Here is a 12654-nt window from a genome sequence, read left to right as displayed (position 1 = left end):
AGTCCATAGAATCTAAGGCTGTTTTTTCCCATTGCTTAAAACTCATCTAGGAAGACTATGTTGCCATTACAAAAGCAAGTATTAGTACGAAAGCTCAAATTGGTTTATAGCTACAGTATTTTTTTATGGAAGCGTAGCCAAGAAGATAATATTAAAGTCCCTGCCGGTCATCTTGCTTACGTTACCCTTTTATCTATTGTGCCTTTTCTCGCGGTTATATTTTATATGCTGTCGGCCTTCCCGATGTTTTCGGAGTTGAATAAAATTATTGAAGATCTTATCTATAATAATTTTGTGCCAACAGCGGGTAATGCAGTCAAAGAGCATATGACCGGATTTATTGAAAATACTAAGAAAATGAGCATGATGGGGATCGCGTCATTAATTGTCATTGCCTTGTTATTGATTTCGACGATTGATCAAACTATCAATCGTATTTGGCGCTGTACAAACAAACGATCAGTGGTGCAGGCCTTTACTATTTATTGGACTATTTTAAGTTTAGGGCCAATTATTATTGGCGGTAGTATTGCCCTTAGTTCTTACCTCTTTTCTATTGTTCAAACCGGTGGTTTTTTATCGCTGGGGCAGAAAATATTAAGCATTATCCCTTTTGTTTTTTCTTGGTTAGCATTTGCGGGCGTTTATACTTTAGTGCCTCATCAGCGTGTCAGCTTTCGTTATGCACTAACAGGAGGGCTGATCGCGGCATTATTATTTAATTTTGCAACGGATCTTTTTACTTTATACATCACTAATTTTCCATCACAGCAAATTATTTATGGTGCATTAGCGGTTATTCCGATCATGTTTGTTTGGATCTATTTTAGTTGGTTAATTGTATTGATTGGTGCAGAAGTGACTTCTACTCTAGAAGAATTTTTATCTGTATCTGAAAAAGAGATGCAAGAAACAGACAAAGCATTAGCGGAGAATCAACAATGATTGCGATGATTCAACGTGTTACTGACGCATCGGTAACCGTTGAAGGGGAAACGGTAGGTGCAATTAAAAGCGGTTTATTAGTGCTTTTAGGGGTAGAAAAAGGTGACACCGATAAGCATTGTCTGCGCTTAGCCCAAAAGGTTTTAGCTTATCGTATTTTTGCTGATGCTAATGGAAAAATGAATCTTAACGTGCAACAAGCAGGTGGTGATTTATTAGTTATTTCACAGTTTACGTTAGCGGCAGAAACAAAAAAAGGTAATCGACCAGGATTCACCAATGGTGCGGAGCCTGAAGAAGCGGATCGTTTATATCAACGGTTTAGTCAACAATGCTCTGAATTGGGCTGCCATGTTGAAAATGGTATTTTTGCCGCTGATATGCAAGTGACCTCCACTAATGATGGTCCCACCACGTTTTGGCTACAAATTTAGTCGATATTTAAACACAATCTAAGCATGATTTTGTGCTTGAGTTAGGATGCGAATTGTATCTACTTGAAACTATATACGCTTTGTTATGTCTATAGGACTCCAGCTAGATTTGTCGCTATAAAGAGAGTTGTTAATGTTAAGCAAAATATTTATCCGATTTACATCTTTATTGATCTGTACTTTTTTAACTTCCTTACAAGCGCAAGCCGCTGAGAATAATATGAATTCATTTGAGGTGCTCGAACAGTCTATTACTAAAAGTCCCAATGATACGCGTCAATATCAAGTGATTCGTTTGGCCAATCAATTACAAGTACTACTGATCTCTGACCCTGATTTGGAAAATAGTGCTGCATCCTTATCTGTGCCAATTGGCAGTATGCATAATCCAGAGAGCCAGCTTGGTTTAGCGCATTATTTAGAGCATATGCTGTTTCTTGGCTCTGAAAAATATCCAGTGATTAATGAGTACAGCAAATTTATGAGTCAAAACGGAGGCTATACCAACGCTTATACCGCACAGGACGCAACTGTGTATGGTTTTGAGGTCAATGATAGTGCATTACCAGAGGCATTAGACAGGCTAGGTGATGTTATGCGTGCTCCACTGCTTGATGAAAAATATGCAGAAAAAGAACGTCATACGGTTAATGCAGAGCATAAAACCTATTTTGATAACGACATGAGAAAGTTGTATGCGTTACAGCGTTATTCATTAAACCCTGATCATCCCATGGCACGCTTTAGTACCGGAGATTTGAGCACCCTTAGTGATAAACCAGGCAGTAATTTACAACAAGAACTAGAGCTGTTTTTTAAGCAAAATTATTCCGCTAATACAATGAAAGTGGCTATGACTAGTCCGCGTTCATTAGTTAATATGCAGAAAATTGCGGTTAAACATTTAACTCAAATTCCTAATAACAATATCACTAAACCTGTCTTGATCTCGCCTTTATTAACAGATAAGCAATTAGCATTAGAAGTGCAAATGAAACCAACGGCTGATCTTAAATTGTTACAAGTTAACTTTTTAGTGCCGAGTGTGAAAGATGAATACATGTATCAACCAGGTGGCTATATTAGCCGATTATTGGGTTCTGACCATAAGGGTGGTTTATCGGACTATCTACAAAATATGGGGTTAGCAGAATCAGTGAGTGCTGGCTTTTATGCCGCGCACAGTGATGAATATTCTCAGTTTTCGATGACCTTTAAACTCACTGAAAAAGGGTTGAGCGATCAAGATACCGTGCTAGCCAGTTTATTTGCGTACATCAACCTGATTAAAGAACAAGGGATCAATGAATTACAATATTCAGAGCAGAAAAAGAGCCTAGAGAATTACTTTAAGTTTTTACCAAAGAGTGCTGGTTTTAACTACGTAATGTCTTTGTCTGCCAATATGCAGCATTATCCTTTGCAAGACTTACTTTCTTATTCGTTCCGTTTAGATGCGTTTAATCCTCAATTTATTAAGCAGTTAGTTGGTTATTTAACACCTGAAAATAGTCGAGTGTTTGTGGTGTCACCTAATGCAGTGGTTACAAAAGCCATTCCTTTCTACCAAGGGCATTATGCGCAGGCGAAGATAAAAAAATCGCGTTTGCAGCAATGGTTAACCTCAGCGAAGACAATTCAATCAAAAATGATATTACCAATTAGTAATGATTGGTTACCTGAAAATTTAAGCTTAGTTAATGAACAAAAAAATAATCAAGCGGTAGCACTGGTCAAGGAGTCAGGTTTATCGGTGTGGTTTAAGCAAAGCCAATTAAAAGAGCCTAAAGGCATTTTAAACCTACAGCTCAACAACAACCTAAATGATCAAAGTCCTCAAGCTAGAGTGCAAATGAGTTTATTGTTAAATATTTTGCAAAAACAACTCTCTGAATTGAATTTTGTTACACAAGAAGCTGGCTTAAGCTTTTCCATTAGCAGCAATGAAGGTTTATTGATTACCACCAGTGGTTATAGCGACAAACAAATTAAATTATTACTGATGTTGTTAGATCATATTAAACAGATGTCAGTTGATCAGCAATCTCTGCGTCTTGCAAAACAAGAGTTGACACGTCGTTTCAATAATAAATCTAAAACAAAGGCAATGGACTTGGGCTTAGATGGATTTAGAAAAATTATTCGTCAACCATCTTGGTCTGACCAGACGCTATTATCTCAAATCGATACTGTAACCAGCGAGCAATTAGTTACCTTAGCTAAACAAATTTTTTCTCAATCTAGTGTGCGTTTATTAGCACTAGGTAATTTTTCAACATTAGATGTATTACAGTTGACTGCTAAATTGAAACTGAAAATAAAAATTCAGCCTAATGCTTTTTATCAAATCAAACGTGTTGATGCAGATCCTGAAAAAGGAGCATTAAACTTTATACGAGAGTCTGCATTAGAGGATGATGCTTTGGTTAGTGTGTATTTAGCAAAAAACCAAGATCCCACTTCATTAGCAAAAGCAGAGTTACTGAATAAACTACTTAAACCTGCTTTTTATGACCAAATTAGAACTCAAGAGCAATTGACGTACTCACCCTTTACTGCCAGTTTTGAAGTAAATGATAGTGTTGCTTTCGGGTTATTCACTCAAAGTCCAGCGATTGGAAGTGCCGCTTTATATGGACGTTTTAAAGCCTTTTTAGAAAGCTTTAAAACAACGTTAGCAGCAACAGATGAAAGTGACTTTGAGGACATTAAAAAAGCGCATATAGCTAATTACTTAGCTAAACCAAGTAATTTAAGTGGAGAATTTTCTTATATTATAAGTGAATGGATGAGCAATAAAGCCGCTATTGATACAAAAAGCGTACATGTTGCTATGTTGGAGTCGGTGACATTACAACAAGTACAACAATATTATGCTGATTTATTCTTTGATGAGACACAAACACAACAAGTTGTGGTACAGGTCAAAGGTAAAAAATTCAGTCAAGATAAAGCTTTAGACTTAACACCACAAGTGCTAATCACTAATGTAGATCAACTCCCTAAGCAATAAAAAAACCAATAAAAAATCATAAAAAGCATCGATCGTTAATGATTGATGCTTTTTTATTTTTTACAGATCTTATTCCCCATATACAACGTATTTGATACGGGCTTTGTTGCCATTAATTCTCTGCTAAACCTATCTACATGCTGGATTTATAAATAGCACGGATCAACTGTTAAAGTCCGCCTCTCAATATTACTTAACCTCGGCTAGAGACAATTAAACTTTTATATCAACAAGTTGAACTTGATACTTTACAGTACGGATTGATATTTTTGATCCTAAGTCGAGAGTGATTAACTCAAATGAAAAATAAATAAATGACAAAGAAGGATAGAAAAATGAAAAAATTGCTACTTACTACAGCGATCGCAATAACGATACCATTAGCCGCGCAAGCTCGAAGTGAGTTTGTTGAAGGTGATGCAACGCTTGCTGGGGAATCTGAATTAGGTGCAACTTTGACTACGGGTAATACGGATACTGCTTCGTTTAAAGGTCGTCTAGCATTGAAGCAAGAATTAGGAAATTGGGAAAATGATTATCTATTTGAAGGGTTATACAAAGAAGATGAAGACGAAGTAACAGCAAAACGTTATTTATTGGGTGCGCAAGGTGGTTATCAGCTTGATGACGTAAGTTATTTATTTGCTAATACCAATTATGAAGTTGACCCTTTTACTGGCTATGATTTTACTTCAACTACTGCGGCTGGTTACGGATATCGCTTTATCGATAACAATATCATGACTTTGAAAGCAGAATTAGGGCCTGGTTATATTTATCAAAAGCTTGATCGTGAGTCAGCATTGGAGGAAGGGCATGATAGTGAAGCCAATGCTGTTGCACATGGTGTAGTTGATTTTCAAATGAAAATTAGTAACTCTTCTAAATTCCAACAAAAATTTGTTGCTGATTGGGGAAGTAAAATAAACGGTCGTTCAGATACTTCATTAACCGCTAACATTATTGGTGCATTAGCAATGAAATTTGCAATTATTGTTCGTTATAACAGTAAACCGTTGGATGATAAAAAAAGCACGGATACTGAAACTAATATGACATTATTGTACGCATTCTAACAACCGCATCGCCGTTTTAATGAGTATTAATTGAGAGGCTAGCAATGCTAGCTTTCTCTTTTTCAGTGCTTTCTTCTCTGTAATTATTAGCATTGCTATTATCACTTTTCCTTTTATTTTTCTTGTAGCTAACGTTTTTTCCTTGTTATAGAACGGGTATACTCTGCGTTCATTTCATCCATAAGGTTTTTTATCTATGCGCCCAAGTAATCGAGCACCTGAACAACATCGTGATATCAAAATTACGCGCCACTATACTAATTATGCGGAAGGCTCTGTGCTAATTGAAGTAGGTAATACTAAGGTGTTATGTAATGCGACTGTTTCAAGCTCTGTACCGCGCTTTTTAAAAGGTAAAGGTAAAGGCTGGGTGACGGCTGAATACGCTATGTTGCCACGTGCGACACATAATCGTAATAATCGTGAAGCGGCGCAGGGAAAACAAGCTGGTCGTACATTAGAGATACAACGTTTAATTGCACGTTCTCTACGAGCAGCAGTAAACCTAAAGGCCTTAGGTGAAAACATGATCACCGTTGATTGTGATGTTATTCAGGCCGATGGGGGGACTCGTACCGCTTCAATTACAGGAGCTTGTATTGCTTTAGCTGACGCACTTAATTGGATGGTTGCTCAAGGTAAACTGAAAAAAAGCCCATTAAAACAGATGATAGCAGCAATTTCTGTTGGCATTTATAAAGGCTTGCCCGTATGTGATTTAGATTATGCGGAAGATACTAATGCAGAAACTGATATGAATGTTGTGATGACAGAAACCGGTGGCATGATAGAAATTCAAGGTACTGCTGAAGATGGCGCATTTAGTCATGAACAGTTATTAGCTATGTTAAGCTTGGCTAAAGGCGGTATTGAACAATTAGTGATGGAACAAAAACAAGCATTAAACATGGAGTAGAAAATGAAAGATTATCAAAAAGAATTTATTGAATTCGCAATTGAGAAACAAGTACTAAAATTTGGTGAATTTACCCTAAAATCTGGGCGTATTAGTCCGTATTTCTTTAATGCAGGTTTATTTAATTCAGGTCGAGATCTTGCGCGTTTAGGACGTTTTTATGCCGCTGCATTACAAGACTCTGGAATTGCTTATGATCTATTATTTGGGCCTGCTTATAAAGGGATCCCAATCGCGACAACAACTGCGGTTGCCTTATCTAATGATTATGATCTAGATGTGCCTTATTGCTTTAACCGTAAAGAAGCAAAAACACATGGTGAAGGCGGCAGTTTGGTCGGTTCAGAGCTAACAGGTAAGATTATGCTGGTGGATGATGTTATTACTGCCGGTACGGCTATTCGCGAGTCAATGGATATAATCAATGCAAATAATGCTCAACTTGCTGGTGTATTAATTGCGTTAGACCGCCAAGAAAAAGGTAAAGCTGAACTATCTGCTATTCAAGAAGTCGAGCGCGACTATGATGCAAAAGTGATTTCAATCGTGCAACTTACTGATGTAGTGAGCTACCTTGAAACCTTGCCTGAAATGCAACAACACTTGCAATCTGTCAAAGCTTACCGTGCTAAATATGGTATTTAGTTATTAGCTTGGCCATTCGATTAGCTATTAACTTTACGCACTAGCTTGATCCTTGATTTATAGTGAGTAAATAGCACTAAAAATAAAGGCAAAGTAATCAATTACCTTGCCTTTATTACTGTTATTTAATGCTTTTTCTGTTTTATCTGTGGTACATGCTAAATCTTAAATTGATTCACTGTTTTCTCCAGTTCAGTGGCTAATGAATCAACCATCTCACTGCATTTATCAATGTTGCCATAGCTTAATTGCATTTCAGTATAACCATCTTGTATATGTAACATATTGCGGTTTATCTCTTCTGTTACACTACTTTGTTGCTCAGCCGCGGTCGCTATTTGCTCGTTCATTTGGCTTATTTCTTGAATGCTATGAGTGATGAGTAAGATATCCTGCCCTGCTTGCTTAGCATCATCAACACTTTTATTGACCATTTCAATGCCGTTACTCATTGCCTTTTGTGCATCCTTAGAGCTTGATTGCAGCTCAGTGATCATCATCTCTATTTCATTAGTGGATTCTTTTGTTTGGAATGCCAAACTACGTACTTCATCAGCAACCACAGAGAAGCCTCTACCATAATCACCGGCTCGTGCGGCTTCAATCGCTGCATTGAGTGCTAATAGGTTAGTTTTCTCTGAAACCTCATTGATTACACTTAAAAATTTACCTATGTTGATCACTGAGCCATTTAAATTGTCGATCACCGTTGATGCATTGCGTAATTCGATAGATAAGTTACTGATATTTTGAATCGTTTCTTCCACTTCCCGATTACCATCTTGACTCTGAGTATTGGCTTTTTCTGTTTCGCTTGATGCATGTATTGCATTACGCGCAATATCATTAACGGTGCTGCTCATCTCCGTAGTGGCAGTAACGACTTGTGTCACCTGTTCAGTGCCACTATTTATGTTACCTTCGATAATATGATTACTTTTAATGTTTTCAGCTAAATTACTTTTTAATGCAGTAGAAGTATGTTGAATTTTATTGACTAGTCCTTGTAGATGTTTAACCAACTTATTTATTGTTAGTCCTATTTCACCTAATTCATCTTTACTATTTACGTCGATACGCAGAGTGAGGTCGTTATCCGTTGTAATGCTAATGAGCTTACTAGTAATTTCATGGATACCTTTATTTAATTGGCTAGTAATATAAAAAGACAGTAATAGTATCAGTACAAATGAAATTAAAATAATGATCAAAAGTGAAAATAAATAGGCTTCTTTATCATTTACAAGTAATTGATTATGTTCACGTAAATTTTCAAGTAGTGCCACTTCGACCGTTTTTAATAAGTTTATTTTTTGAGTGATCGTATCAAACCAAACCTTTGGGTCAGTATTAAAAGCACCTTTCTCAAAGTTATCTAGTGCAAGGTTTTCATAGTCTTTTACATTTTTTAAAGCTTGCTCTGTGAGGTTGTTTTGGTAAATGGCGAGTTGTTCCGTTGTTGCATGTGCTTTGAATTTATCTAGGTAAACGTCTTGCTCTGCTAATAAGCTAATAAATTTTTGTAATAATACAGGGGTAAAATGATCGATAGAGAAAACATTACTGAGTACTGCCCGTTCTATACCCGCACGTTCTTTATGTTGTAAAAAACTACCAACCGTAACAGCAGATATAGCCAGTTTCGAATTTTCATTTTCATTGGCTGTGTTATTGATAATGGATAGCAGTAGCGCATTTAGGTTTGAATAAAAAGCGACTTCATCGCTAACGCTGATAGACAAGCTATCAATCTGTTGGCGTAAACTAGGTAGTTTATCTAATTGCTGATTCACTTTGTTAAAGAGGGTCGTTAATTGTGGCGTAAGTGATACTGAGGTTATAAAAGCTTGTAAGTCTCTATTTTTTTGATCAGTGGTTTGACGATGCTGTTTGATTGTTTGTTGAAATTGTTCACCTTTTGAAGATAGGTAACCAGCCGATGCACCACGTTCTTTTTGCAGTTCATGAACCAAGAGCGAGCTTACCGCAGCAGAGTCTGTGAGTACTAACATTTTTTCTAGCATCACTTTTTCTTGATAAGCCTGCATAGAGTAATAACCTGCAAAGCTGATAAAGCCAACCAGGGGTAATAAAGTAAGAGCAAAAAGTTTACCGCGAATTGAAATATTATTGATCAAAAAAAGCATGTTTTATCCCCGCTGAAATAAGTATGTTTTAACAGTAGGGTAAAAAGTAAATTTTTCAACAAATAGGTCAAAAAATGTTATTTAATAGTAACAAAAGAGAGGTAGGTAGGTTTTGCTGGCTGATAGTAATAATTTTGTAAAACAGCTGATCAATATTATTTAGATTCAAATAATAAATACATCACTTATGTGTAATAAATTTCACAAAGCGATCTGTCATTTGACCTGATTTTTGCCTTAAATTAATTTTTTCTAGGTAATACTCAATCGCCTAGCTAATGGAAGTCATATAATAAAAAATGCCACTGAGAAATAATCATCAGTGGCGTTGTAAAATAAATCAATGTAACTATTTGTTAATTATATTATTTACTAGTTAGCGCTTACGCTTTGGTAGCATTTACCTTTAAAGCTTTATCTTCGTCAAATTCAGGAACCTTTTCATGTTCGCTGGCAATGAATGAATAAATTACCGGTAAAATAAACAGAGTAAATAAGGTACCGATCGATAAACCGGCCACAATGACGACACCAATACCGAAGCGGCTAACTGCACCTGCACCGGTTGCAAATAAAAGTGGGACCAATCCAGCTACCATTGCGGCGGTGGTCATTAAAATAGGACGTAAACGAACTGCAGCGGCTATTTTTACTGCTTCTATCTTATTCAAACCATGGTGTAACTGCTCTTCTTTTGCTACTTCAGCAATTAAAATACCATGCTTAGTAATCAAGCCAACTAAGGTTATCAAACCTACCTGAGTATAGATATTCATTGTGGCGGCGCCCCAAGCAAGTACAACTAGCGCACCACTAATTGCTAACGGAACCGTCATTAGAATCACCAATGGATCTCGAATACTTTCAAATTGACTTGCAAGTACTAAGAAAATGATGAACAAAGCAAGTAGGAAAGTGACATATAAAGCGCCGCCTTCTGTTACGAACTGACGTGCTTCACCGAGGTAATCGTGGCGGTAACCCTGTGGTAGTTTAGTGGTCGATAATTCTTCAAAGAAGGTTATCGCTTCACCCATAGTGCTACCAGGGGCTAACACAGCGCCGATTGTTGCACTATTAAGTTGATTAAAGTGCGGTAAAGAACGCGGTTCTGCCGTGATATCAATACTAATCAACTCACTTAACGGTACCATGTCATCATTTTGTGCTCGCACAAAAAAGTCACCTAGTTTATCTGGTGATAAACGATATTTACGCTCAACTTGTGCAATCACCTCATAGCTTCGCCCATCTAAATCGATACGATTTAAATATCCATCACTTAATAAGGTGCCTAGGGTAATACCGATATCTTGCATCGTGATCCCGTAGGCTCCTGCTTTATCGCGGTCGATACTGATATTCATCGTCGCTGAGTCAAAGGCAAGATCGAGCTCTGAATAAACAAAAGTAGAGTTAGCTTGTGTTGCGGCTAATACATCGCTGGCAATACTCACTAAACTTTGGAATGGATTAGACGTTGTTATTACAAATTGTACTGGTAAACCACCTGATGAACCTGGTAATTCAGGCATTTGAAACGCTGTTGTTGCCACTGATGGAATAGCGTTGAATGCAGGTGTCATGGCCGCTGAAAGTTGTTTTGGATCCTTGTCTCGTTGACTCCATGTTTTCATGATAGCGATACCAAATGCTTGGTTAGCATTAGGAATACCAGACATGGCTAAGCTACTCTCTACCTCTGGCTGATCTGAAATGATATCAGTGACCAAACGCATACTGTTTTCAATAAAGTCTAAATTCGCATTCGCAGGTGCTTTAGACATCATCATCAATGCACCTTTATCTTCACTTGGCGCTAGTTCAGAAGGAATATATTTAAATAGCATTGGCAGTGAAGCAAAAACCAGTAATGCAAAAATAATCACAGCAGGGCGACGTAACATTAGGATGTTTAATGCACGGCTGTATTTATTAGTTAACCCAGTTAAGACAGAATCCACAGTACGCTCAAAACGATTTGGCTTATGATTAATTTTCAACATTTTACTACACATCATAGGTGATAATGTGAGTGCCACGATGCCCGATACAAATACCGCGCCAGCCAGAGTCAAAGCAAATTCTGTAAATAATGAACCTGTAATCCCCCCCATTAAAGCGATAGGTGCATATACTGCGGCTAATGTAATGGTCATAGAAATAACCGGAACCGCAATTTCACGCGTACCAATAATAGCTGCACGGAAAGGTTCTTCACCTGCTTTGATATGACGGTCAATATTTTCTACCACAACAATCGCATCATCGACCACCAAACCAATGGCTAATACCATCGCTAACAACGTCATGAGATTGATGGTAAAACCAAATATTTGCATTACAACAGCCACACCAATTAGCGATAGCGGAATGGTAATGATTGGAATGATAACGGCACGCCAAGAACCTAAGAATAAGATCATTACGATCAATACAATTAAGCCTGCTTCAGCGATAGTTTTTATTACTTCATTAATTGACTCTTCGATGGCAATGGTAGAGTCATACAATACTTTCATTTTAATTGAGCTTGGATTGCTGGCATCTAAAGCCGGTAGCATGAGCCTTACATCTGCTGTTATATCAAGTGGGTTTGCCGTGGGTGCTGCGTCAATGGCAACGACTACCGCATCATCACCATTAGCCATTGCACGGTAAGTATCGTGGCTTTTTTCAAGTGATACACGCGCTATATCTTGCAAATGAATGGTCTTTCCGTTTTCACGTGTTGCAATGATCAGGTTTTCTAGTTCGGCTGCATTTTTAACTTGAGTTTCAGCGCTACCGTTAAATAGAGTGAAATAACCCATCGCCTGACCAGAGGCCGACTGAATATTATTAGCCTGTAATATAGTCACAACTTCAGCGGTACTTAATCCAAAACCGGCCATTCGTTCAGGGTCTAACCAAATTCGTAAAGCAAACTTAGTACCACCATATAAGTTAACCTTAGCAACACCATTAATACTAAATAATTGCGGCTTAACAACGCGTTCTAGGTAATCGGTGATTTGACTAGAATTTAAATTGTCGCTTGAGAAAGCAATGTAGATAACTGAAGTGGTAGAGCCTGTACTGACATCAATAGTAGGATCTTCTGCTTCACTAGGTAGCTGTGAACTTACACTGTTTACTTTTGCTAGAATATCTGCAACAGCTCCACTAGGTTCTGTATTAAGTTTCATATTCACAGTAATAGTTGAGCTACCCATAAAACTTTGTGAGCTGATAAAATCGATATTATCGGCCTGTGCAATAGCTTGTTCAATAGGTTGAGTAATAAAGCCCTGTATTAAGTCTGCATTTGCACCATAGTAGCTGGTGGTTACTTTAACCACAGTATTGGTCATATTTGGGTATTCGCGTACCTGCATTTTAGTCAGTGCTTGAATGCCTAATAAGACAAGAAGCAAACTCAGAGAGATGGCTAAAACGGGACGCTTTATAAAAATATCTGTAAATTTCATACCATCAC

At 37.5% G+C, this 12654-nt stretch carries 8 protein-coding genes; 6 read left to right on the top strand and 2 right to left on the bottom strand.

What is annotated here, in order from left to right:
* The first annotated feature begins 57 nt into the window (after positions 1 to 57).
* The 6 genes from H592_RS0113765 (at position 58) to pyrE (ending at position 7029) form a co-directional block, all read left to right on the top strand.
* Entirely contained in the window at positions 58 to 945 is an 888-nt protein-coding gene (locus H592_RS0113765; protein WP_028869274.1) for a virulence factor BrkB family protein, read from the top strand.
* On the top strand, positions 942 to 1379 hold the full coding sequence (dtd, locus tag H592_RS0113760; protein ID WP_028869273.1) for a D-aminoacyl-tRNA deacylase: 438 nt from the start codon (positions 942 to 944) through the stop codon (positions 1377 to 1379). Before H592_RS0113765 ends, dtd begins: the two co-directional genes overlap by 4 nt.
* 133 nt (positions 1380 to 1512) lie before the next feature.
* Positions 1513 to 4392: an insulinase family protein gene (locus H592_RS0113755; RefSeq protein ID WP_051369181.1), complete on the top strand. Its 2880-nt coding sequence runs from the start codon at positions 1513 to 1515 to the stop codon at positions 4390 to 4392.
* Between the two features lie 335 nt (positions 4393 to 4727).
* Entirely contained in the window at positions 4728 to 5468 is a 741-nt protein-coding gene (locus H592_RS0113750; protein ID WP_028869271.1) for a DUF481 domain-containing protein, read from the top strand.
* A 196-nt stretch (positions 5469 to 5664) separates the two neighbouring features.
* A complete protein-coding gene (rph, locus tag H592_RS0113745; RefSeq protein WP_028869270.1) occupies positions 5665 to 6384 on the top strand; it encodes a ribonuclease PH in 720 nt (239 codons plus the stop codon).
* Between the two features lie 3 nt (positions 6385 to 6387).
* On the top strand, positions 6388 to 7029 hold the full coding sequence (gene pyrE / locus H592_RS0113740; RefSeq protein WP_028869269.1) for an orotate phosphoribosyltransferase: 642 nt from the start codon (positions 6388 to 6390) through the stop codon (positions 7027 to 7029).
* Positions 7030 to 7187: 158 nt separating this feature from the next.
* Here pyrE and H592_RS0113735 read toward each other — a convergent pair whose 3' ends face one another.
* Together H592_RS0113735 and H592_RS0113730 are read right to left on the bottom strand one after the other, a co-directional pair.
* A complete protein-coding gene (locus tag H592_RS0113735) occupies positions 7188 to 9176 on the bottom strand; it encodes a methyl-accepting chemotaxis protein (protein WP_028869268.1) in 1989 nt (662 codons plus the stop codon).
* A gap of 383 nt (positions 9177 to 9559) precedes the next feature.
* A complete protein-coding gene (locus H592_RS0113730; RefSeq protein WP_028869267.1) occupies positions 9560 to 12646 on the bottom strand; it encodes a multidrug efflux RND transporter permease subunit in 3087 nt (1028 codons plus the stop codon).
* Positions 12647 to 12654: the final 8 nt, after the last annotated feature.

This window comes from Psychromonas arctica DSM 14288 (assembly GCF_000482725.1).
Taxonomy (GTDB): Bacteria; Pseudomonadota; Gammaproteobacteria; order Enterobacterales; family Psychromonadaceae; genus Psychromonas; species Psychromonas arctica.
The sequence above is the reverse complement of the archived record's forward strand: the minus strand, read 5'-3'. Positions and strand labels throughout refer to the sequence as shown.